The 22,540-nt window shown below is 71.4% G+C and carries 17 protein-coding genes; 11 read left to right on the top strand and 6 right to left on the bottom strand.

Features of this window, described 5'->3' with window-relative positions; translation table 11 throughout:
• Positions 1 to 186: 186 nt before the first annotated feature.
• The 5 genes from ADL15_RS34090 (at position 187) to ADL15_RS34070 (ending at position 6,883) form a co-directional block, all read left to right on the top strand.
• On the top strand, positions 187 to 1,218 hold the full coding sequence (locus tag ADL15_RS34090) for a LacI family DNA-binding transcriptional regulator (RefSeq protein WP_067699733.1): 1,032 nt from the start codon (positions 187 to 189) through the stop codon (positions 1,216 to 1,218).
• Positions 1,219 to 1,278: 60 nt separating this feature from the next.
• Positions 1,279 to 3,486, top strand: coding sequence for a molybdopterin oxidoreductase family protein (locus ADL15_RS34085; RefSeq protein WP_067699732.1), 2,208 nt, complete (start codon positions 1,279 to 1,281; stop codon positions 3,484 to 3,486).
• A gap of 278 nt (positions 3,487 to 3,764) precedes the next feature.
• Positions 3,765 to 4,577 carry a patatin-like phospholipase family protein gene (locus ADL15_RS34080; RefSeq protein ID WP_067699852.1) on the top strand — a complete coding sequence of 271 codons (813 nt, stop codon included), beginning with the start codon at positions 3,765 to 3,767 and terminating at the stop codon, positions 4,575 to 4,577.
• A 44-nt stretch (positions 4,578 to 4,621) separates the two neighbouring features.
• Positions 4,622 to 5,170, top strand: coding sequence for a PadR family transcriptional regulator (locus ADL15_RS34075; protein ID WP_067699731.1), 549 nt, complete (start codon positions 4,622 to 4,624; stop codon positions 5,168 to 5,170).
• Positions 5,171 to 5,173: 3 nt separating this feature from the next.
• Positions 5,174 to 6,883, top strand: coding sequence for an acyl-CoA dehydrogenase family protein (locus tag ADL15_RS34070; protein ID WP_067699729.1), 1,710 nt, complete (start codon positions 5,174 to 5,176; stop codon positions 6,881 to 6,883).
• Between the two features lie 102 nt (positions 6,884 to 6,985).
• Here ADL15_RS34070 and ADL15_RS34065 read toward each other — a convergent pair whose 3' ends face one another.
• The gene (locus tag ADL15_RS34065; RefSeq protein WP_067699728.1) at positions 6,986 to 9,208 is read right to left on the bottom strand and encodes a 3-hydroxyacyl-CoA dehydrogenase NAD-binding domain-containing protein; all 2,223 of its coding nucleotides are present in this window, start codon (positions 9,206 to 9,208) and stop codon (positions 6,986 to 6,988) included.
• A 17-nt stretch (positions 9,209 to 9,225) separates the two neighbouring features.
• A complete protein-coding gene (locus ADL15_RS34060; RefSeq protein ID WP_067699727.1) occupies positions 9,226 to 10,440 on the bottom strand; it encodes an acetyl-CoA C-acetyltransferase in 1,215 nt (404 codons plus the stop codon).
• A gap of 244 nt (positions 10,441 to 10,684) precedes the next feature.
• Between ADL15_RS34060 and ADL15_RS34055 the strand changes: the two genes are divergently transcribed.
• From ADL15_RS34055 to ADL15_RS34045, 3 genes are all read left to right on the top strand, one after another.
• On the top strand, positions 10,685 to 11,857 hold the full coding sequence (locus ADL15_RS34055; protein ID WP_067699723.1) for a TetR/AcrR family transcriptional regulator: 1,173 nt from the start codon (positions 10,685 to 10,687) through the stop codon (positions 11,855 to 11,857).
• Positions 11,858 to 11,991: 134 nt separating this feature from the next.
• Positions 11,992 to 12,837 (top strand): oxygenase MpaB family protein, encoded by an 846-nt coding sequence (locus ADL15_RS34050; protein WP_067699721.1) that lies wholly within the window; start codon positions 11,992 to 11,994, stop codon positions 12,835 to 12,837.
• The gene (locus tag ADL15_RS34045; RefSeq protein ID WP_067699716.1) at positions 12,789 to 14,714 is read left to right on the top strand and encodes an AMP-dependent synthetase/ligase; all 1,926 of its coding nucleotides are present in this window, start codon (positions 12,789 to 12,791) and stop codon (positions 14,712 to 14,714) included. The genes ADL15_RS34050 and ADL15_RS34045 overlap by 49 nt, the downstream gene beginning before the upstream one ends.
• A gap of 244 nt (positions 14,715 to 14,958) precedes the next feature.
• Here the strand turns inward: ADL15_RS34045 and ADL15_RS34040 are convergent, their stop codons facing one another.
• From ADL15_RS34040 to ADL15_RS34030, 3 genes are all read right to left on the bottom strand, one after another.
• Entirely contained in the window at positions 14,959 to 15,243 is a 285-nt protein-coding gene (locus tag ADL15_RS34040) for a transcriptional regulator (protein WP_067699715.1), read from the bottom strand.
• Complete coding sequence (locus tag ADL15_RS34035; RefSeq protein ID WP_067699714.1) at positions 15,240 to 15,683, bottom strand: hypothetical protein; 444 nt, start codon at positions 15,681 to 15,683, stop codon at positions 15,240 to 15,242. The genes ADL15_RS34040 and ADL15_RS34035 overlap by 4 nt, the downstream gene beginning before the upstream one ends.
• 171 nt (positions 15,684 to 15,854) lie before the next feature.
• Entirely contained in the window at positions 15,855 to 16,733 is an 879-nt protein-coding gene (locus ADL15_RS34030) for an oxygenase MpaB family protein (protein ID WP_067699712.1), read from the bottom strand.
• A 62-nt stretch (positions 16,734 to 16,795) separates the two neighbouring features.
• Between ADL15_RS34030 and ADL15_RS34025 the strand changes: the two genes are divergently transcribed.
• Positions 16,796 to 17,443, top strand: coding sequence for a GntR family transcriptional regulator (locus ADL15_RS34025; protein WP_067699710.1), 648 nt, complete (start codon positions 16,796 to 16,798; stop codon positions 17,441 to 17,443).
• A 103-nt stretch (positions 17,444 to 17,546) separates the two neighbouring features.
• On the opposite strand, the gene ADL15_RS34020 is transcribed toward ADL15_RS34025, so the two are convergent.
• Positions 17,547 to 18,947 (bottom strand): aldehyde dehydrogenase family protein, encoded by a 1,401-nt coding sequence (locus ADL15_RS34020; RefSeq protein WP_067699708.1) that lies wholly within the window; start codon positions 18,945 to 18,947, stop codon positions 17,547 to 17,549.
• A gap of 87 nt (positions 18,948 to 19,034) precedes the next feature.
• Here ADL15_RS34020 and ADL15_RS34015 point away from each other — a divergent pair, with 87 nt between their 5' ends.
• Both ADL15_RS34015 and ADL15_RS34010 read left to right on the top strand, forming a co-directional pair.
• Positions 19,035 to 20,147, top strand: coding sequence for an acyl-CoA dehydrogenase family protein (locus tag ADL15_RS34015; protein WP_067699706.1), 1,113 nt, complete (start codon positions 19,035 to 19,037; stop codon positions 20,145 to 20,147).
• 75 nt (positions 20,148 to 20,222) lie between these two features.
• Complete coding sequence (locus ADL15_RS34010; protein WP_067699705.1) at positions 20,223 to 22,520, top strand: putative bifunctional diguanylate cyclase/phosphodiesterase; 2,298 nt, start codon at positions 20,223 to 20,225, stop codon at positions 22,518 to 22,520.
• Positions 22,521 to 22,540: the final 20 nt, after the last annotated feature.

Genomic DNA, 22,540 nt, shown 5'->3' with positions numbered 1-22,540 from the left:
GTTTCGGGGTGGCCGATCGCGTGTACTAGGCTCGATGAAGATCTGAGCAGCAGGAAGCGTGCACTGAGGACCTTTTCGGTCGACCGAAAAGGTTTTCAGAAACGTAATGCCGGGGTGATTTTGTTGTCAAGGGATTCGACAGGCGGCGCGCTGCCGTCCGAGAATCGCCGGGAACGGAGGCGCGGCGTGGAGTCGACGAACGGGACGGCCACCGGCCGCGCGGTCACCCTGCGCGACGTGGCCCGGCTCGCCGGTGTCTCGGTGGCCACCGCGTCCAAGGCGCTCAACGGCAAGCAGCAGGTGCGCGCGGAGACCCGGGCCCGGGTGGTCCAGGCCGCCGAGCAGCTCTCCTTCTCGCCGAACACCCTGGCCCAGGGCCTGATCACGCAGCGCAGCGGCACTGTCGGCCTGCTCACCTCGGACCTCGAGGGCCGGTTCTCGATCCCGATCCTGATGGGCGCCGAGGACGCGTTCGGCTCCGACCAGACCTCGGTGTTCCTCTGCGACGCCCGCGGCGACACCATCCGCGAACGCCACCACCTGCGGGCCCTGCTGTCCCGCCGGGTGGACGGGCTGATCGTGGTCGGCGCCCGGCCGGACACCCGGCCGTCGCTCGGGCGCAACCTGCCGGTGCCGGTGGTCTACGCGTACTCGCCGTCCGACGACCCGGCCGACCTCTCGCTGGTCACCGACAACGTGGACGGTGGCCGGCTGGCGGTCGACCACCTGATCCGCTGCGGCCGCCGGCGGATCGCGCACATCACCGGCGACCCGGGGTACAGCGCCGCCCAGGACCGGGCCCGGGGCGCGCAGGCCCGGCTCGCCGAGGCCGGCCTGGAGCTGGCCGGCGGCGAGGTCTGGTTCGGCATGTGGTCCGAGGCGTGGGGCCGCGGCGCCACCCGGCTGCTGCTGGACCGCTGCCCGGACGTTGACGCGATCTTCGCGGGCTCCGACGAGATCGCCCGCGGTGTCCTCGACGTGCTGCACGAAGCGGGCCGGGACGTGCCGTCGCAGGTCGCGGTGATCGGCTACGACAACTGGACGATCCTGGCCGCCAACGCCCGCCCGCCGCTGACCACCGTCGACATGAACCTCGAGGAGCTCGGCCGGATCGCCGCGCAACGGCTGTTCGCCGCGATCGGCGGCACGCTGGGCACCGGCGTCGAGACCGTGCCGGGCCGGCTGATCACCCGGGAGAGCACCGCGCCACTGGGCTGACCACGACGCGGAATATGACGGATACTGCTCGGTAACCTACCGGGAGGCTGGTGAGACGTCATGGCCGGCGTGAACCGCACCGCGTACCGCACCTGTCCGCTCTGCGAGGCCGCCTGCGGCCTGGAACTGACCGTCGCCGACGACGTCGTGACCAGCGTCCGCGGCGATCGTGACCATGTCTTCAGTCACGGTTTCCTGTGTCCGAAGGGCGCCACGTTCGGCCGGCTCTCCGACGATCCGGACCGGCTGCGCCGTCCGATGATCCGCCGAGGTGGCCGGCACGAGGAGGTCTCCTGGCCCGAGGCGTTCGCGGCGGTCGAGGCCGGCCTCCGGCCGATCATTGCGGGGTACGGACCGCAGGCCGTCGCGGCGTACCTGGGCAATCCGAACGTGCACACGATGGCCGGCGGCCTCTACGTCACGCCGCTGCTCAAAGCGCTCGGCACCCGCAACATCTTCTCGGCGAGCACCGTCGACCAGATGCCCAAGCACGTGTCCTGCGGCTACCTCTACGGCAACCCCCTGGCCATCCCGGTGCCCGACCTGGACCGCACCGACTACCTGCTGATGCTCGGCGCCAACCCGTGGGAGTCGAACGGGAGCCTGGCCACCGCGGCCGACTTCCCCGGGCGGCTCCGGGCGATCCAGGCGCGCGGCGGCCGGTTCGTCGTGGTGGACCCGCGCCGCACCCGGACCGCCGAGCACGCCGACGAGCACCTGTTCATCCGGCCCGGCACGGACGCGTACCTGCTCTTCGGGATCGTGCACACGCTGTTCGCGGAAGAGCTGATCGATCTCGGACGGCTCACGCCGTACATCAATGGGGTTGAAGAATTGCGCGGTCTGGCCGCGGCCTTCGGTCCGGAGCGGGTCACCGCGGTCTGTGACGTGCCCGCGGACCGGATCCGCGGACTGGCCCGCGAGCTCGCCGCCGCGCCCACCGCCGCGGTGTACGGCCGGATCGGCACCTGCACCGTCGAGTTCGGCACCCTGACCAGCTGGCTCGTCGACGTGGTCAACGTGCTCACCGGCAACCTGGACCGCCCCGGCGGCGTGATGTTCCCGCTCGCCGCGCACCTGCGGCCGAACGCGCAGCCGGGCGGCCGCGGGTTCAGCACCGGGCGCTGGCACAGCCGGGTCCGCGGGCTGCCCGAGGTGAAGGGCGAGCTGCCGGTCGCCACGCTCGCCGACGAGATCGAGACGCCGGGGGAGGGGCAGGTCCGGGCGTTCCTGACGGTGGCCGGCAACCCGGTGCTGTCCACCCCGAACAGCGACCGCCTGGCCCGCGCGCTGGACGGGCTCGACTTCATGGTGAGCGTCGACCCCTACCTGAACGAGACCACCCGGCACGCCGACGTGATCCTGCCGCCGCTGGACGCGCTCCGGAAGGGACACTACGACTTCTCGTTCCTGGCCCTGGCCGTGCGCAACTTCGTGGCCTACTCGCCGCCGGTGCTGCCGCCCGGCCCGGACGGGATGGACGAGTGCGACATCCTGGCCCGCCTCATCCTGATCATTTCCGGCCAGGGCGCGGAGGCCGATCCCGCGCTGGTGCACGAGCGGCTGCTGGAGCAGGCGCTCAGCCGGGCTTTCTCCGGCGACGCGGCCGCATCGAGGAGTCAGGTCTCCGGGGACGGCCCGGCCGAGCGGCTCCTCGACGTGGCGTTGCGGACCGGTGCGTACGGTGACCGGTTCGGCGCCGTGCCGGACGGCCTCTCGCTGGACCGCCTGCTCGCCGCCCCGCACGGGATCGACCTCGGCCCGCTGCAGTCCCGGATCCCGGAGGTGCTGAAGACGCCGAGCGGCCTGGTCGAGCTGGCCGCGCCGCCGCTGATCGCCGAGGTGACCCGGCTGCGCGACGCGCTGGACCGGCCGCGCCCCGGCCTGGTGCTGATCGGCCGGCGGCACCTGCGGTCCAACAACAGCTGGATGCACAACGTGCCGGCGCTGGTGAAGGGCCGGGACCGCTGCACGCTGCAGATCCACCCGGCGGACGCGGCCGGGCTGGCCCTGACCGACGGCGCGCCGGCCGCGGTGACGTCGCGGGCCGGGTCGCTGTCGGCGACGGTCGAGGTGACCGACCGGGTGATGCCCGGGGTGGTCAGCCTGCCGCACGGGTGGGGGCACGACCTGCCGGGTGTGCGGATGTCGGTCGCGGCCGCGCATCCCGGGGTGAACTCGAACGTCCTCACCGATGAGCTGGTGATCGACCCGCTCTCCGGCAACGCGGTCCTCAACGGCATCCCCGTCGAGATCAAACCCGCCTGAGGGTCGTTGCGTGGGGATTTTCGGTGCGGAGCGCGCCGTAACTTCACACGTTGCGGTGGGTGGGGCGTTGCGTGGGGTTTTTCGGTGCGGAGCGCGCCGGGCTGGTTGTTGCGTGGGGATTTTCGGTGCGGAGCGCGCCGTAACTTCACACGTAGCGGTGGGTGGGGTGTTGCGTGGGGTTTTTCGGTGCGGAGCGCGCCGTAACTTCACACGTAGCTTGGGGTGATCTGGTTCTCCGGCGCTTGTGCCGGAGGAGGCGGCAGGCTCAGGGTGTGGGCGTGAGCGAAAACGACGAGCCGATCCGGATCGGTCTGGCGCTGGGCGGCGGCGCGGTCCGCGGCGCGGCGCACATCGGGGTCCTCGACGCCCTGGTCGGCGCGGGCCTGGAGCCGGCCGTGGTGACCGGGACCAGCGCCGGCGCCCTGGTCGGCGCGCTGTACGCGGCCGGCAAACGGCCGGACGAGATCATCCAGCTGGCGCAGGCGCTGCGCTGGGCGCGGCTGGTGCGGCCGGGCCGGACCCGCAAGGCGCTGTTCGAGACCAGCAAGCTCGGCGCGTTCCTGGACGACGCGCTCGGCGGGGTGGACTTCGCCGGGCTGAAACTGCCGTTCGCCGCGGTGGCCTGCGAGCTCACCACCGGGCAGGAAGTGGTGATGACCGAGGGGCCGGTGGCGTCCGCGGTGATGGCCAGCGCGGCCATCCCGGGCGTGTTCCCGCCGATCGAACGGGACGGCGGCCTGCTGGTCGACGGCGGCATCGTGAACATGGTCCCGGCCGCCGCCGCCCGTCGGCTGGGCGCCGACATCGTGGTCGCGGTGGACGTGTCCGGGCCGCTGCCGCGCCGCCCGCCGACCACGTTGCTGCACATCATGGTCGCGGTCAGCACCCTGCAACCGGGCGGCACCGACCGGCTGGCCGAGGACGCCGACCTGGTGCTGTGCCCGCAGGTGGACGAGTACGCGTTCTGGGAGCTGTCCCGCATCCCGGAGTTCGAACAGGCCGGGCGGGTCGCGGCCGAGAAGGCCCTGCCCCTGCTGACGGCACTCGTTGAGGCGACCGCGGCGCGGCGGGCCTGGAAACGGGACTGCTGAGCCGACGGCTTGCTATGCAACGAGTTGCATAGCAGAATCCGGGCATGGCGCTGGAGCACGCGATCCTGGTCTCCCTGCTGGAGCAGCCCGGAAGTGGATACGAGCTGGCCCGCCGGTTCGAGCGGTCCATCGGCCGGTTCTGGACCGCCACCCACCAGCAGATCTACCGGGTGCTGAAGCGGATGGAGACCGACGACTGGGTCGTCGCCCTCGAGGTCGGGCAGGACGGCCGGCCGGACAAACGCACGTTCTCGGTCTCGGACACCGGCCGGGACGTGCTGGCCGCGTGGCTGCGCCAACCGGTGCAGCCCGAGGCGGTCCGGCACGACCTGGCAGTCAAGGTGCGCGGCGCGGCGTTCGACGACCCCGCCGGGCGGGCCGCGCTGATCGGCGAGGTGGAGCGGTACCGCGCCGAGCACGAGGAGTTGCTCACCCGCTACCTGGCCGGCGAGAAGCGGGATTTCCCGGACGACGCGGCACCGACCACCGGCCAGCGGCTCCAGCACGTCGTGCTGCGCGGCGGCATCGCCTATGAGCGGATGCTGCTCGACTGGCTCGACGAGGTACTCACCGAACTCCGGAAGGAAGCCTGAACAGTGCTGTTCAACCCCGATACATACGACCCCGCGCACCTGGACGCCGAGAGCCGCCGTCTGCTGCGCGCCACCGTCGGCTTCTTCGAGGAGCGTGGCAAGAAGGCGCTCGTCGAGCGCTACGTCAACCGGACCTGGTACGACGACTTCCTGGCCTTCGCGGCGAAGGAAGGGCTGTTCACCACGTTCATGACCCCGGCCGCCGACGCGGACGGCAACCCGGACAAACGCTGGGACACCGCCCGCAACGCCGCGCTCAGCGAGATCCTCGGCTTCTACGGCCTGGACTACTGGTACGTCTGGCAGGTCACCGTGCTCGGCCTCGGCCCGGTCTGGCAGAGCGGCAACGGTGCGGTGCGCGAGCGCGCGGCGCGGCTGCTCGACGACGGGCACGTGATGGCGTTCGCGCTCTCCGAGCGCAGCCACGGCGCGGACATCTACGCGACCGACATGGTGCTCACCCCGACCGGCGACGGCGGCTTCACCGCCACCGGCACCAAGTACTACATCGGCAACGGCAACGTCGCCGGGCTGGTGTCCGTCTTCGGCCGCCGGGCCGACGTCGAGGGACCCGAGGGGTACGTCTTCTTCGCCGCCGACAGCCGGCACGAGAACTACCACCTGATCAAGAACGTCGTGAACAAGCAGATGTACGTCAGCACGTTCGAGCTGCGCGACTACCCGGTCGGCGAGCAGGACGTGCTGCACACCGGGCGGGCCGCGTTCGACGCCGCGCTGAACACCGTCAACGTCGGCAAGTTCAACCTGTGCACCGCCGCGATCGGCATCTGCGAGCACGCCATGTACGAGGCGGTCACCCACGCGCACCGCCGGATGCTCTACGGCAAGCCGGTCACCGCGTTCCCGCACGTGCGCAGGGAGCTCGCCGACGCGTACGTGCGGCTGGTCGCGATGAAGCTGTTCAGTGACCGGGCCGTCGACTACTTCCGCTCGGCCGGCCCGGACGACCGGCGCTACCTGCTCTTCAACCCGATGACCAAGATGAAGGTGACCACCGAGGGCGAGCGGGTCATCGACCTGATGTGGGACGTGATCGCGGCCAAGGGCTTCGAGACCGACACGTATTTCGACAAGGCGGCGATGGACATCCGCGGCCTGCCGAAGCTCGAGGGCACGGTGCACGTCAACCTGGCGCTGATCCTCAAGTTCATGCCGAACTACCTGTTCAACGCGGCCTCCTTCGAGCCGGTGCCGACCCGGCACGACCCGGCCGACGACGAGTTCCTGTTCAGGCAGGGTCCGGCTCGCGGGCTCGGTGCGATCCGGTTCCACGACTGGCGGGCCGCGTATGACCGGTCCGCCGGGGTGCCGAACGTGGCGCGGTTCCGGCAGCAGGCCGACGGGCTGTGCATGCTGCTGCTCCAGCACGCGCCCAGCGAGGAGCAGCAGAAGGACCTGGACTTCCTGCTCTCGGTCGGGCAGCTGTTCGCGCTGGTCGTCTACGGCCACCTGATCCTGGAGCAGGCCGAGCTGACCGGTCTTGATCAGGTGCTGCTCGACGAGATCTTCGCGGTGCTGGTGCGGGACTTCGCGCAGTACGCGACCGACCTGCACGGCAAGACCGCGACCACCGACGAGCAGGCGGCGTGGGCGCTCGGGCAGGTGCTGCGGCCGGTTGCCGACGAGGCGCGTACCGCTGCCGTGTGGGAGCAGGTGCTGTCGCTGGTCGGCGCGTACGAGATGCGGCCCTGACCGCGGCGTTGCCCACGACGGGGCGGGCCGTGCGAACGGCCCGCCTCGTCGTTCCCGGTCGGTCTCGTCGGTCCCTGCCGGTCTGGTCGTTCCCCGGTCGGTTTAGAGGAACAGTGAGCCCTCGTCGGCTTTCTTGAGCAGCAGCGGCGGTGGGGTGAAGCGCTCGCCGTAGCGGTCGGCCAGCTCGCGGGCACGGGTCACGAAACCGGTCAGGCCGCCCTGGTACTGGTTGATGTACTGCAGCACACCGCCGGTCCAGCCCGGGTAGCCGATGCCCAGGATCGAGCCGATGTTCGCCTCGGCGACCGTGGTGAGCACGCCCTCGTCCAGGCATTTCACCGACTCGAGCGCCTCGATGAAGAGCATCCGCTCCTGGAGGTCCGCGAACGGCACCGGTGCGGCACCGGACTGGGCGAAAGCCGACAGGCCGGGCCAGAGCCCGATCCGCTTGCCGTCGGCGTACACATAAAAACCCGCACCGGACGAGCGGCCCGGACGCCCGAACTCATCGATCATCCGGTCCAGCACCGGGTCCGCGGGGTGCGGCGTCCAGGTCTGCCCGGACGCCCGGATCGCGGCCGCGGTCTCGTCCCGGATTCGCCGGGGCAGCGTCAGCGTCAGCTCGTCGATCAGCGCCAGCACCGGCGCCGGATAGCCGGCCTGGCCGCTGGCCTGCTCGATGCTGGCCGGCGGCACCCCTTCGGCGAGCATCGCGAGGCCCTCGCTGGTGAACGTGCCGATCACCCGGCTGGTGAAGAACCCGCGCGCGTCGTTGACCACGATCGGCGTCTTGCGCAGCAGCCGGACCAGCGCGAGCGCCCGGTGCACCGCCGGGTCGCCGGTCTTCGCCCCGCGGATCACCTCGACCAGCGGCATCCGGTCGACCGGGGAGAAGAAGTGCAGGCCGAGGAAGTCGTCCGGGCGGCGCACCCCGTCGGCGAGCTGCGTGATCGGCAGCGTCGAGGTGTTCGAGCAGAGCAGCGCGCCGGGCGCGACCACGTCCTCGATCTCGGCGAAGACCCGGTGCTTGACCGCCGGATCCTCGAAGACCGCCTCGATCACGGCATCGGCGCCGGCCAGGGCGTCGAGATCCGCGGTGGCGGTGATCCGGTCGAGGAGCGCGGCCGCTTCCGCGTCGCTGTTGGCTGTCGCGGTGCCGGTGGGTTTCGCGCCGCTGTTCGCTTCCGCGCCGCTGGTGGGTTTCACGCCGCTGTGTGCTTCCACGCCGCTTTTTCGGTCGCGGGCCGCGGTTTTTTCGACGAGCCTTTCCGAGTACGCCTTGCCGCGCCGGGCCGCCTCCTCGGTGACGTCTTTGAGGACCACCTCGAGGCCGGCGCGGGCGCACACGTACGCGATGGCCGCGCCCATCATTCCGGCGCCGAGCACCGCCACCTTGCGCACCGGCGGGGTCTCGCCGATCTCGCGGGAGTCGGCCGCGTTCTTGTCGTAGAAGAACGCCTTGATCATGTTCTTGGTGATCTGACCGGTGACCAGCTCGACGAAGTACCGGCTCTCGATCGTGAACGCGGTGTCCACGTCGACCTGCGCACCCTCCACCGCGGCGCACAGGATGTTCCGCGGCGCCGGGTACGGCGCGCCCTTGAGCTGCTTGCGCAGGGTGGCCGGGAATGCCGGCAGCTGGGCGGCCGGCAGCCCGCCGGGGATCCGGTGGCCCTTGACGTCCCACGGCTGCGCGGCGTCCGGATGAGTGAAGATCCATTCGCGGGCCGCGGCGACGAGTGCCGCCGGGGTGTCCACCAGCTGATCGATCAGTCCCAGCTCGCGGGCGGCGGCCGCCCGGTGCCGGGTGCCCGGCAACAGCACCCGGGTCAGGGCCGGGACCAACCCCAGCAACCGCACCGTACGGACGACGCCACCGCCGGCCGGCAGCAGCCCGAGCGTGACCTCGGGCAGCCCGACCCGGACCCGCGGATCGTCCAGCGCGATCCGGTGGTGGCAGGCGAGGGCGAGTTCCAGCCCACCGCCGAGCGCCGCCCCGTTGATCGCCGCGACCACCGGCCGGCCCAGCCGTTCCAGGCGCCGGAACTGCGCCTTCACCTCGGTGGCCGAGTCGAAGGCGGCCTGACCCTGGTCGGGGCCGGTGGCGCCGAGCTTGTCCAGGTCACCACCGGCGAACCAGGACTTCTTGGCGGACGTCAGGATCACGCCGGTGATGCTGTCGCGCTCGGCCTCGAGCCGGGTCACCGTCTCGCCCATGCTGCGGATGTACGCCGCGTTCATGGTGTTGGCGCCGCGCGCCGGGTCGTCCAGGGTGAGCAGCACGATCCCGTCGGCGTCCTGCTCCCAGCGGATGGTCTCGGACATCGGATCTCCCGTCGTGGTTAGAGGCGCTCGATCACGGTGGCGATGCCCATGCCGCCGCCGATGCAGAGGGTGGCCAGGCCGTACCGGCCGCCGCGGCGGTCCAGCTCGTCGATCAGGGTGCCGAGGATGATGGCGCCGGTCGCGCCGAGCGGGTGACCCAGCGCGATCGCGCCGCCGTTCACGTTGACGATCTCCGGGTCGACCTTGAGGTCGTCGATGAAGTGCAGCACCGCCGCGGCGAACGCCTCGTTCATCTCGACCAGGTCCAGGTCGTCGACGGTCAGGCCGGCCTTGGCCAGGGCCTTGCGGGCGGCCGGGGCCGGTCCGGTGAGCATGATGGTCGGGTCGGATCCGCTGACCGCCCCGGCCACGATCCGGGCCCGGGGCATGAGCCCGGCCCGGGCGCCGGCCCGCTCCGAGCCGACCAGGACCAGGGCCGCTCCGTCCACGATGCCGGACGAGTTGCCGGCCGTGTGCACGTGCTCGATCCGCTCGACCCAGTGGTATTTCTGCAGCGCCACCGCGTCGAAGCCGGCCTGGTCACCGATCCGGGCGAACGAGGCGGGCAGCGCACCGAGCCCGTCCAGCGTGGTCTCCGGGCGGACGTGCTCGTCGTGGTCGAGGACGAGCAGGCCGTTGCGGTCGTGCACCGGGATCAGCGAGCGGGCGAACCTCCGGTCACCGGCGGCGGCCGCGGCGCGCTGCTGGGAGCGCAGGGCGTAGCCGTCCACGTCGGCGCGGGAGTACCCGTTGATCGTGGCGATCAGGTCGGCGCTGATGCCCTGCGGGACGAAGTCGGTGGCCAGGCTGGTCTCCGGGTCGAGCGCCCAGGCGCCGCCGTCCGAACCCATCGGCACCCGGGACATCGACTCGACGCCGCCGGCCAGCACCAGGTCCTCCCAGCCGGAGCGGACCTTCTGCGCGGCGGTGTTCACGGCTTCCAGGCCGGAGCCGCAGAAACGGTTGAGTTGCACCCCGGCCACGGTGTCCGGCAATCCGGCGGCGAGGGCCGCGACTTTCGCCAGATCCGAGCCCTGGTCGCCGAGCGGCGAGACGATGCCGAGCACCACGTCCTCGATGTCCGCCGGATCCAGGCCCGGCGCGCGCTCGCGCAGGGCCGCGATCAGTCCGGTGAGCAGCGAGACCGGCTTCACCCCGTGCAGCGCGCCGGTCGGTTTGCCGCGTCCGCGCGGGGTGCGGACGGCGTCGTACACGTACGCCTCGGTGGCCATTCCGGTGCCTACCCAATCGTCGTCGTCAGATGCGAATCAGGATTAACTTATTCATCTATTTGCGCTTCCTGTCAAGGATCTGCGAGTCCACATGAGGCGAAATCGCGAGTACGCTGGCGGGGTGTTGAGCAACGCGGCGGCAGACCCGCCGGTCAAGCCCGGACGGGCGGCAGGCCCGCCCGCCAGCCGGTCCCGGGCGGCTGCTCGGTCCGGTCGTGCTGCGGCCGGGTCGGCGGTCGGGCCGGTGCGCAGGCGGCCGAAGGATCGGCGGGAGCGGATCGCGCAGGTCGCGGCCGAGCTGTTCTGCGAGCACGGCTACCACGGCGTGAGCCTCGAGCAGATCGCCTCGACGGTGGGCATCAGCGGCCCCGCGGTCTACCGGCACTTCCCGAACAAGTACGCGCTCCTGGTCGAGGCTACCCGCGGCCTGCTCGCCGCGGCACTGTCCACCACCGACCTGCCACCCGGCGCCGAGCCGCGGACGACACTCAAGGCGCTGCTGCTCACGCTGTCCCGGCTCGCCGTGAAGCACCGCCGCAGCGGCGGCCTCTACCAGTGGGAGTGGCGCTATCTCGAGCCAGAACACCGCGCGGAGTTCCGGGCCGACCTGGCCGTGCTCTTCGGCCGGCTGGTCGTGCCGCTGCGGGCCGCCCGCCCGGAGGAGCTGACCGTCCCGGACGCGGAGGCGCTGGCCCGGGCCGCGCTGAGCGTGTTCGGCAGCATCACCACGCATCGCACCCCGATCACCAAGGGCCGGGCCGAGGTGGCGCTGCACCGGATCGCGGTCGCGGTGCTGCGGGACGATCCGCCCACCCCGGTGGTGCCGTCCCCGGCGGGCTCCGGCCTGGAGCGCGGTGCGGTGCGGGTGAGCTCCCGCCGCGAGATCGTCCTGGCCGAGGCGATCCGGCTGTTCCACCAGAACGGGTACCACGCGGTCGGGCTCGACGAGATCGGCCGGGCCGCGGGCATCACCGCGTCCAGTGTGTACCGTTACTTCCCGGGCAAGGGCGAGCTGCTCGCCGCCGCGCTGTACCGGGCCTCCGAGCGGGTCGCCGCGGCCACCGCCGCCGCGCTGGCCGATGCGGCGGACGCGTCGCAGGCCCTGCACATGATGGCTGATTCGTACGTCACGCTGACCTTCGAGCGCAGCGACCTGGTCTCGGTCTACCTCGCGGAGAACAACAACCTGCCCGAGATCGATCGGCACGAGCTGCGCAAGGTGCAGCGGCTGCACGTGGAGGAGTGGGTGCGCCTGCTGACCACGGTCCGCCCCGGCCTGCCGGTGCCGGAGGCGCGGGTCCACGTGCACGCGGCGCTGAACCTGGTGACTGATCTGAGCGGGTGGGTGCGCTTCGACCGTCGTACCGGAATGGATCGGCATCTGGTCCGCCTGATGGTGACCGTACTGATGGCCTGAAGTTAATCCGGATTCGTGGCCTGCGGCCGCATCTCTTGGTTATAAGTTAATCCAGATTCGCGGATTTCGCCGAAAAGCAGCGCGATGAGCCGGTGGCTCTTCACAGGAAGTTAACCGCGGTTTACTGTGCCGGCATGGACGAGGGTCTCTTCGGCGACGCGGCGGTGATTCGGCGGGTTGCCGCCGAGAGCCTGCTTCTCGCCGGTGGCGGCCGCGCCACGCTGCTGCAGATCGCCCACCCGGACGTCGCCCGGGGCGTCCACGACCACAGTGACTTCGCCGAGCGCCCGCTCGACCGGCTGCGCACCACGATGACCTACGTCTACGGGGTGCTGTTCGGCACCCGGGCCGAGGGTGAGGCGATCAGCCGGGCCGTCGCCGCCGTGCACCGCCGGGTCACCGGCCCCGGCTACCGCGCCGACGACCCCGACCTCCAGGTGTGGGTGAACGCCACCCTGTTCGACACCGCGGTCCTGCTCTACCAGCGGGTCTTCGGCCCGTTACCGGACGCCGAGCTGGACACCTGCTACCAGCAGTACAGCGTGCTGGCCACGTCGATCGGCTGCCCCGCGGACGCCTGGCCGGCCGATCGGGCCGCGTTCCAGCGGTACTGGGCCCACATGATCGAGACCGTCCGGGTCGGCGCGCCGGCCCGGGAGATCGCGTCGGCGCTGCTCCGGCCGGCCACCATGCCGGCCGTGCTGCGGCCCGGCATCCCGTTCCACCGGTTCGTCACCGTCGGCCTGCTGCCCGAGCCGATCCGGGCCGGGTACGGCTACACCTGGTCGGCGCGGCAGCAGCGGCGGCTCGACCGCGGCCTGTCCGTCACGTCGGCGGTCTACCCGCGGGTGCCGCTCGTCCTGCGGCACGCGCTGAAGGACCACTACCTCAGAGATCTTCGCCAGCGACTGGCTCGAAGGGGGCAACCACGATGGACTCCTCCCTCGCCCAGCGGTGCGCCGACACCGCCCGTGGGCTGACCGTTCCCGCTCTGCTGCACCGCAACGCCACCGAGTACGGCGACCTGCCCGCGCTCGGCACCCTGGGTTCGCCGGACGTACTGACCTGGCGGGCGCTGCGCGACCAGGTCGCCGTGTTGTCCCGCGGGCTGGCCGACCTCGGCCTCGGCGCCGGCGACCGCATGCTGATCATGATGGGCGCCCGCCCGGAGCACTGGCTGGTCGACCTGGCCGCCGCCCACCTCGGCGCCGTGCCGTCCACGGTGTACGCCACTCTTGCGCCGGCCCAGCTCGAGTACGTGGCGCGGCACAGCGGTGCCGAGATCCTGGTGCTGGAGGGGGAGGCGGAGCTGGAGCGGTGGAGCTCGGTGCTGCCGCTGCTGCCCCAGGTCCGGCACGTGGCGCTGGTCGCCCCGGTGGCGCCCCCGGTCTCGGCCGCGTCCTCGGGCGGCCTTCTTCCAGACGGTTTCGCCTCGGGCGGCCTTTCCCCGGCCCGGGCCGCCGGGTCCGGTGATTCGCCGGGTGGTGAGGATCGGCTGGTCAGCCTGCGGCAGGTTGCGGAGCGGGGGGAGGCTGCGCACCGGGCCGACCCGGAGGCGTTCGAGAAGACCTGGCGGGAGATCCAGGCCGATCAGCCGGTGACCCTGCTCTACACGTCCGGCACCACCGGCGACCCGAAGGGCGTGGTGCTCACCCACCACAACGTGATCTACCAGTCCGTCGTCCTGGAGGCGACGGTGCCGACGCCGGACCACGCGCCGTCACTGGCCTACCTGCCGCTCGCGCACATCGCGGAGCGGATACTGGGCATCTACAACGCGGTCTACCGGGCCGGGCACGTCACCATCTGTCCCGACCCCACCCAGTTGCTCGCCGGGCTGGCCGCCGTCCGGCCGGTGTCGTTCTTCGGGGTGCCGCGGATCTGGGAGAAGATGGTCGCCGGCATCCAGGGCCAGCTCGCCGCGGCCGACCCGGCGGTGCGTGCGGCCGTCGAGACCGCGCGGGAGGTGGCACTCCAGGCGTACAAGTTGCGCGGGGCCGAGCAGCCGGTGCCGCCGGAGCTGGCCGTCCGGCTCGACGTCGTGGACACCAGGGTGCTGCGTCCGTTGCGGGCCCGGCTCGGCCTGGACAACGTGCTCTGGCCGGGCAGCGGTGCGGCGCCGATCCCGGTCGAGGTGCTGCTCTATCTGGCCGGGATCGGGATCGACGTGCTCGAGGTCTGGGGGATGACCGAGACCACCGGCACCGCCACCATCAACACGCCTGATCACTTCCGGACCGGGACGGTCGGTCGGGCCAACCCGGGGATGGCGGTGCGGCTCGCCGAGGACGGGGAGATTCTGGTACGCGGCCCGCTGGTCTGCGCCGGGTACCTGCGTGCCGACGGCGGCATCGAACCGGTCACCGACGCCGACGGCTGGCTGGCCACGGGTGACGTCGGCACCCTGGACGCCGACGGGTACCTGACCATTACCGATCGGAAGAAAGAGCTGATCATCAGCTCCGGTGGGAAGAACATCGCGCCGGCGCAGATCGAGAACCTGTTGCGGGCGCATCCGCTGATCGCGCAGGCGGTGGCGATCGGGGACCGGCGGCCGTATGTGACCGCGCTGATCGTCCTGGACGAGGAGTCCGTTCCGCTGTGGGCTGCCCGGAACGGACTCGAGGGCGCGTCGCTCGAGGTTCTGGCCGAGCATCCGGCGCTGATCGCCGAGATCGCCACCGCGGTGGAGGCGGCGAACGGCAGGTTGTCCCGTCCCGAACAGGTGAAGCGGTTCCGGGTGCTGCCGGCCGGGTGGACGCCGGAGAGCGGCGAGCTGACCCCCACCTTGAAGCTGCGGCGGCGGATCGTGCAGGAGCGGTATGCGGAGGCGATCAGCGCCCTCTACGCCGAGTGATCCGCGCTGCCATGCCTGGCGTTTCCCGGGTTCCGGGCCATCCGGTGGGGTGACGTCGCCGGATGCCGCGCGGCCGATGTCGATCCGGGCCGCGGCACGTGAGCGGCCGTCGAACAATGCGTTGCCGCGCGGTCAGAGCGCTGCCGCGTCGGCAATGCGCTGCCGCGTCGGCAATGCGCTGCCGCGTCGGCAATGCGCTGCCGCGTCGGCAATGCGCTGCCGTGCCGGAAATGCGCTGCCGCGGTCAGTTGTCGAACAGGGCTCGTAGTGCGGCCACGTGCTGGGCATAGGCGCGCTTGCCGGCCGGGCTCAGGCTGACCCAGGTCTTCACGCGGCCCAGGCCGGTGGGCTTGGTCATCGTGACGTAGCCGGCGTCCTGCAGGACCTTGAGGTGTTTGCTCAGCACCGAGTCGGCGACGCCGAGCAGGTCGCGCAGGACGCTGAACTCGGTGCTGCTGGTGGCGTCGAGGAAGGCGCAGATCCGCAGCCGGTTGGGGGCGTGGATGACCTCGTCGAACGGCTCGCTCACGCGGCTGCTCGCAGCTGGGCGCGGAGCGCGGCGTCGAACTGGCGGCCGAGCAGGACGGTGCCGGCGAACCCGGTGGCGGCGAGCGCCCACACCGGCCAGTTCAGGTTGGTGTAGGCGGTGGTGGCCCACGTGGCGGCCACGATGACGCCGACCAGCGCGCCCATGGCATATGCCCAGCGGCTCGCCCGGCCGGCCTCGAAGCCGGAGACCCAGACGCCGGTCCGCCGCTTGTAGAGGTGGGCGAGGCCGAGGCAGACCAGGATGAACAGCATCGCGAAGACCGCGCTCACCGGGGTGCCACCGAGGCCGAGGCCGAGCACGTAACCGGCGAGGGCCAGGCCGAGCGCCGGGTGATACCACCACGGGGTGACCAGGCGGCCGGCGACGGCGGTGCGGGTGTCGGCGATCGCGGCGAGCTGCTCAGCGGCATTGTTTTCCATGTCGGAAAGTCAAACACATTCCAAGACGGAAAGTCAACGCGCAGGAGGCAAAGCGCGCAGGAGGCAAAGCGCGCAGGAGGCAAGGCGCGCAAGAGGCAAGGCGCGCAAGAGGCAAGGCGCGCAAGAGGCAAGGCGCGCAAGAGGTGCGGCGTGCGGGAGGCGAGGTGGAGGTCAACGCGAGGTGGAGACGTCCGGCGGGGCAGGGGCGCCCAGGTCCGACGGGCGGTAGCCGGCCGGATAACCCGGATAGGTGCGGTTGCCCGGTGACACGCCCAGGACCGAGGTGCGGCGAGGAGGGAAGAAGCGCAGGGCGAACGCGCGGGTGCGCAACCCCAGGTCGCCGGCCGCGCCGACCCAGCGTGGTGCGGGCCGGAAGCCGAACGCGCGCAGCATCGGCTCGTCGAGCATGCCGCGGACCGCGAGCCGCACCAGCGGGCGCAGGAACGACGGGAACCACGCGGCGAACAGGCCCACCGTGTACTCGCCGATCTTCTGGTTCGTCGGGGAGAACACGAAGTGCTCATTTTCGTACGATCGCTTGAAGTCCGCGAACGCCGAGTAACTTTCCGGAATGTCGCGGATCCCCATCCGCCGTCCGACCTCCCGGTAGTAGTGGAAAGCGGCCAGCCGCTCGTGCTCGTGCGGCGGTCGCCAGCCGTACTTGGTGAGCCAGTCGATCGGGTCGTGGACGAAGGTGGACAGCACGTACCGCATGTCGTCGTTGCTGATCGCGAAGCGGCCGTGCGCCCGGTTGACCACCTTGAGCGCCTCCCGGCCGCGCGGCGAGTCGTAGCCGTGCGCGGCGATCTCGGCCATCAGCAGCGCGGTGTCGTCGTAGCGCTGCTGCGGCCGCTTCTCGAACTCGCCGGTGGCGGCGAGCAGGCGCGAGATGCTCGGTACGCAGTACGTGCGGAACAGGGCGAACTCCAGGGCGCGGGTGTAGTCCCAGGGGAACTCGCGCCCGGCGGAGAGCTGATAGATCTCGAGGTGGTCGCGTTCCGGGTCGAGGGCGGCGATCCGGTCGCGCAGTGCGTAGCGTCGGCGCGGCATCAGTCGATCATCTCCAGGGCCGGGCGAGCGGGGCGGCTTTTGATATTTGATAGCGTGACCCGATGCGGCCGCAACTGTCCGACGAGGTGGCCGTCGTGTTGCGCGGCCGGATCATGTCCGGTGAGTTGCGGCCCGGCGCGCGGATCCGGCTGGAAGAGGTCGCCGAGCAGCTCGGGGTCAGCATCACCCCGGTCCGCGAGGCGCTGCTGACCCTGCGCGGCGAGGACATGGTCGAGCTGGAGCCGCGCAAGGGGTACGTCGTCGCCCCGCTGTCCGAGCAGGACGTCGTGGACCTGTTCCGGCTGCAGGGTGACATCGCCGGCGAGCTGGCGGCCCGGGTCGCCGAGCGGATCACGGCCGGCCAGCGGGACGAGCTGGCCCTGGCCGACCGGGCGCTGCAGCGGGCGATCCGGTCGCGGAAGAGCGACGAGATCGAGCAGCTGGAGTACGCGTTCCACCGCACCGTCAACCGGATGGCGCAGGCCCGCAAACTGAGCTGGTTCCTGCACGTCGCGACGCGGTACACGCCGGCCCGGTTCTACGCCGCCGACCCCGGCTGGCGCGACGCCGTGCGGGTGGAGCACGAGGCGCTGCTCGCCGCGTTCGCCGCGGGCGACCCGGAGGCCGCCCGCGCCACGATGGCCCGGCACTTCACCGACGGCGCCGACCTTCTCGTCAAACACCTGCGCGGCCAGGGAATCTGGGACTAGACCCGGCGCCGGAAGAGACCGCGCCGCGGGCCACCTCCGGGCCGCAGGCCGTGACGAGCCGGGACAGCCAAGTGGCCTGAACCGGCCGTTCCGCGCCACCGATTCACCGCGCGTGGCGGATTTTGAACAGGCGGACCGCGCGGGACAGCACCGCCGGGTCGCGGTGCAGGGTCATCACCGGCAGCGGCGCGCGGAACCGGCGCCACGCCACCGACTGCGCCCGGCTGAACTCGCGCAGCCCGTCCGCGCCGTGCACCCGCCCGAACCCGGAATCACCCGACCCGCCGAACGGCAGCGCCGGGATCGCCGCGAAACCCAGCACCGAGTTGATCGACGTGGCGCCCGCGCGCAGCCGCCGGGCCAGCCCGAGCGCCTTCCGGCGATCACCGGAGAAGATCGACGCGGCCAGGCCGTAGCGGGAGGCGTTCGCCAGGCGTACGGCCTGGTCCAGGTCGTCGACCGGGTTGACGACCACGGTCGGGCCGAACGTCTCCGCGGTCATCGCCTCGGCGTCCTCCGGCACGCCGGTGAGGACGACCGGGTGCACGTACGGCGGTAGCACCGACCCCTCACCCCCGACGACGGCTCGCCCACCACGGGCGACGGCGTCACGCACGTGCCGTCGTACGATCTCGGGCTGTTCCGGGGTGGTCATCCGCCCGTACGGGGAAAGGTCTTGGTCCCCGGGCCGCAGGCCCTCGGCGATCGCGGCGAGCCGGGAGAGGAAAGCGGCCTGGACCGGCCGTTCCACGTAGATCCGCTCGACGCCGGCGCAGGTCTGCCCGGCGTTGCCGAACGCGCCGAACGCCGCGGCCTCGGCGGCGGCGTCGAGATCCGCGTCGGCCGCCACGATCATCGCGTCCTTGCCGCCGCCCTCGACGACGAGCGGGGTCAGCGTCCGCGCGCAGGCGGCCATCACGAGGCGGGCGGTGGCCGCCGACCCGGTGAACGCGATCTTGTCGACGCCGGCCGCGCAGAGGGCCGCCCCGGTCTCCCCGGCGCCGGTCACCACCTGCAGCACCGGCGGGCCGCTGACCGTCTCTGACCAGGCCTGGGCGAGCCACGTCCCGGTCGCCGGGGTGTGCTCGCTGGGCTTGAAGACGACCGCGTTGCCGGCCGCGAGCGCATAGGAGATCGTGCCGAGCGGGGTGTAGACCGGATAGTTCCATGGCCCGATCGCGCCGATCACGCCGAGCGGGTGGTACTCCAGCGCGGCGCCGTGGTCCGCGCCCAGCAGGCCGGAGCGGACCCGGCGGCGGCGCAGCACCCGTTCCGCGTTGCGGGCGGCCCAGTCCAGGTGCTCGACCGCGAGCATCACCTCGAGCAGGGCGTCGCCGTGCGGTTTGCCGGTCTCGGCGCGGATCACGTCGGCCAGGTCGTCGCAGTGCGCGGCGAGGTGCCGTTTCCAGCGCAGCAGCGCGGAGCGCCGTGCGGTGAATTCGCGGCCGGCCCACCACGCGGCGGCCTCCCGCGCCAGGGTGACGGTGGCTGTCACGTCGGTCATCGGTTCGCCTCCGGTGCTCGCCAGATTTGATATTTGATATGTTACGTTCGCTGTCAATCCCCAGGTGAAAACAGGGAAGTGATTGACATGAGCCTCGATTACCACGACTTCTCCGACGAGCAGCGGGCGTTCGCCTCGGCGGTCACCGACTTCTGCAAGCGCGAGACCGGCACCCGGGAGCAGCGCGGTGAACACCCGCACAACCCGGCGGTCTACGAGCGGATGGCCGGCCTCGGCTGGCTCGGTGTGACCGATGCCGGCCTGGTCGACACCTGTGTCTTCCTCGAGCACACCGGGTACGGGATGGCGCCCATCGGCGGGTTCGCCACCTCGGCCATCGTGGCCGGGGCGGTCCGCCGGTCCGGGACCGCCCGGCAGCAGGCGACGGTGTGCGGCGGGCTGGCGGCCGGTCGTACCTTTGCGATAGCGATGTCCGAACCGGAAGCCGGCAGCGATGTCGCGGCCCTGGCCTGCCGGGCGGACCCCGGCCCGGACGGCGGGTGGGTGATCAACGGTCAGAAGACCTGGTGTTCGAACGCGCATTTCGCGGACGCGATCCTGTTGGTGGCGCGCACCGCCGGCCGGCCGGGCGACCACGACGGGCTGACCATGCTGCTGGTGCCGGCCGGCACACCCGGGCTGCGGGTCGCCGGGATCGACACGATGGGCGGCCGCGAGGTCAACGATCTGTGGTTCACCGACTGCCGGGTGCCGGCCGATGCCGTGGTCGGCGTGCCCGGGCAGGGGTGGCGGCAGCTGATGGCCGGGCTGAATCTGGAACGGCTGATCCTGGCCGCGCTGATGCTCGGCACCGCGCGGCGGGCGTTCGACGACGCGCTCGGCTACGCCCGGGAGCGCCGGCAGTTCGGCCGGGCGATCGGCACGTTCCAGGTGCAGCGGCACCGGATCGCCGACCTGGCGACCGAGATCGACTGCTGCGGGCTGCTGGTGTACCGGGTGGCCGCGCTCGCCGACGCCGCGCCCGGCCGGGTGCTGGCCCGGGAGAGCTCGATGGCAAAACTGAAGACCACCGAGGTGGCGAAACAGGTCGCGCTGGCCGGCATGCAGATGATGGGCGGGTACGGCTACGCGACCGAATATGACATGGAGCGGCACGTGCGGGCCACGCTGGTGTCGACGATCTACGGCGGGACCAGTGAGATCCAGCGGGACATCATCGGCCGGTCGTACGGTCTCTGATCTTTAAAATTTCAAGAGTCCTCGGATTTCGTCCGTCGCACCCGATCTTCACCACGAGGACCGGGGAGGGTCAACTTGACGACGTTCGGGCGGTTGCGGCGGGATCCTGTCCTGCTCACCCTCCTCGGGATCACCCTGCTCGGGTGGATCCTGTTCTTCGCGCTGGCCGGCCGGCCGGTCGATCAGGTGCGCGCGTACTGGACCGTGCAGGTGCCGCTGGACTTCGCGCTCGCCTACGGCGGGTGGCGGCTGCGGTGGATCGCGCACGCCCGGTACCGCCGGTTCTGGACCATGATCGGATTCGCCGGGGCGTGCTTCACCACCGGCGACACGTTCCAGGCCCTGCAGTCCATGCTCGCGCCCAGCGTGCCGTCGCTGTCCGGCGGCTCGGTGCAGACGGTGTTCTTCACCGTCGGGATGACCAGCAACGTCATCGCCTGCCTGATCTTCCCGCAGGGGCTGACCACGATCCGGGAGAAGTTCGTCTTCTGGCTGGACGCCACCACGGTGCTGGTCGGCGGGAGCGTGGTGGCCTGGTGCTTCGCGTTCAACCCGGTCTCCGGCAACGAGAGCAGCCGGGTCAACGACAGTGTCACCGCGGCGCTGGTGCTCGTCGCGACGTTCTCGGCGACCAAGGTCGCCCTGGTCCAGGCGCCGCCGATGGCCCGGATCGCCGCCTGGCCGATGGTCAGTGCCGCGATGGTCCAGGGCGTCAGCACGTTCCTGCCCGGCGATTTTCAAACCCTTGATCATCCGTACGTCTACGTCATCCGCCTGGCCCCGTCCCTGCTGATCGCGGTCGGACCGTGGATCCAGCAGGTGATCGTGCGCAGCGGCGGGGCACACCAGAGCGTCAAGCGGCGGCCGTACAGCCTGCTCCCGTACGGGATGATCGCGATCACCTTCGTGGTCTTCTTCATGATGCTGCCGGAGAAGACCAGCTCACAGATGTACGGCGCGACGATCGGCGTCGTCGTGATCACGTTCCTGGTGGCCGGGCGGCAGCTGGTCGCGTTCCACGACAACGCCATGCTGATCTCCCGCCTGGACGTGGCGATGGAGGAGCTGCGGGACCGGGCGTCGTACGACGGGCTGACCCGGCTCGCCAACCGCACCCACTTCGGCGAGCTGATGCGCGACAGCCTGATGCGCGACTGCGACGGTGACGGCGCGGTCCTGCTGATCGACCTGGACGACTTCAAGATCACCAACGACACCATGGGTCACGCGGCCGGCGACACGCTGCTGGTCGAGGTGGCGCAGCGGCTGCAGGCGGCGGTACGCACCGACGACGTGGTCTCCCGGCTCGGCGGTGACGAGTTCGCCGTGCTGCTGCCCGGCGCCGGTCCGGAGATCGCCGGCCGGGTGTGCGAGGAGATCCTGCGGCGCCTGGCCGTGCCGATCGTGGTGCAGCAGCACACCATCGTCACCCGGGCCAGCGTCGGCGTCGCGCAGGCCCGCCCCGGCGACGACCCGCAGACCCTGCTCAGCAACGCGGACATCGCGATGTACGAGGCGAAACGCCGCGGCAAGGGCATGTGGGTGGCCTACACCGGCGAGATGGGCGCCCGGATCAGCGCCGAGGCGGTGCTCATCCGGGAGATGACCACGGCCATCGAGGAGAACCAGTTCAGCCTGGTCTACCAGCCGATCGTCCGGCTCTCCGACGAGCGGCTGACCGGGGTCGAGGCGCTGATCCGGTGGAACCACCCGACCCGCGGCATGGTGTCGCCGGTCGAGTTCATCCCGATCGCGGAACGTACCGGCCAGATCGTGGCGATCGGGCGGTGGGCGCTGCAGGAGGCGTGCCGGCAGGCGGCCGAGTGGCGCGCCGAGTTCCCCGGCGTCGATTCGCTGACCGTCGGGGTCAACGTGGCCGGCCGGCAACTGCGGGACGTCCAGCTGGTCGACGACGTGGCCGCGGCGCTGGCGATCAACAAGCTGCCGCCGGCCTGTCTGAGCATCGAGGTCACCGAGACCGCGGTGCTCGACGACGAGGCGTCCAACGAGGCGATGCTGGCGCTGCGCGGCCTCGGCGTGAAGCTGGCGCTCGACGACTTCGGCACCGCGGCGTCGTCGCTCGGGCTGCTGCTGACCTGCCCGGTGACCACGCTGAAGCTGGACCGCTCGTTCGTCGAGTCGATCAACACGGTGGGCCGGCAGTCGGCGGTGGCCACCGCGGTGAGCCAGATGGCCTCGGCGCTGGCGCTGGCGTCGGTGGCCGAGGGGATCGAGACGTCCGAGCAGCGCGACCTGCTGCGGTCGCTCGGCTATCAGTACGGCCAGGGTTATTACTGGTCCCGGCCGGTCCCGCCGGCCCGGATCGTCGAGCTGCGGCTCGCCGACCTGCAGCGTTCCGCCCAGCCCGCCTGACCCGGTGTGTGAAGTTTCGG

Origin of the sequence: Actinoplanes awajinensis subsp. mycoplanecinus (assembly GCF_001509495.1) — a bacterium.
Taxonomy (GTDB): Bacteria; Actinomycetota; Actinomycetes; order Mycobacteriales; family Micromonosporaceae; genus Actinoplanes; species Actinoplanes palleronii.
Note: the sequence above shows the minus strand (reverse complement) of the source record. Positions and strands in the feature narration are given on the sequence as shown.

Bases quoted from the DNA above. Each gene is read 5' to 3' on its own strand.
- ADL15_RS34085 (WP_067699732.1), top strand. From the start codon at position 1,279: ATGGCCGGCGTGAACCGCACCGCGTACCGCACCTGTCCGCTCTGCGAG.
- ADL15_RS34075 (WP_067699731.1), top strand. From the start codon at position 4,622: ATGGCGCTGGAGCACGCGATCCTGGTCTCCCTGCTGGAGCAGCCCGGA.
- ADL15_RS34065 (WP_067699728.1), bottom strand. From the start codon at position 9,208: ATGTCCGAGACCATCCGCTGGGAGCAGGACGCCGACGGGATCGTGCTG.
- ADL15_RS34060 (WP_067699727.1), bottom strand. From the start codon at position 10,440: ATGGCCACCGAGGCGTACGTGTACGACGCCGTCCGCACCCCGCGCGGA.
- ADL15_RS34050 (WP_067699721.1), top strand. From the start codon at position 11,992: ATGGACGAGGGTCTCTTCGGCGACGCGGCGGTGATTCGGCGGGTTGCC.
- ADL15_RS34045 (WP_067699716.1), top strand. From the start codon at position 12,789: ATGGACTCCTCCCTCGCCCAGCGGTGCGCCGACACCGCCCGTGGGCTG.
- ADL15_RS34035 (WP_067699714.1), bottom strand. From the start codon at position 15,683: ATGGAAAACAATGCCGCTGAGCAGCTCGCCGCGATCGCCGACACCCGC.
- ADL15_RS34030 (WP_067699712.1), bottom strand. From the start codon at position 16,733: ATGCCGCGCCGACGCTACGCACTGCGCGACCGGATCGCCGCCCTCGAC.
- ADL15_RS34025 (WP_067699710.1), top strand. From the start codon at position 16,796: ATGCGGCCGCAACTGTCCGACGAGGTGGCCGTCGTGTTGCGCGGCCGG.
- ADL15_RS34020 (WP_067699708.1), bottom strand. From the start codon at position 18,947: ATGACCGACGTGACAGCCACCGTCACCCTGGCGCGGGAGGCCGCCGCG.
- ADL15_RS34015 (WP_067699706.1), top strand. From the start codon at position 19,035: ATGAGCCTCGATTACCACGACTTCTCCGACGAGCAGCGGGCGTTCGCC.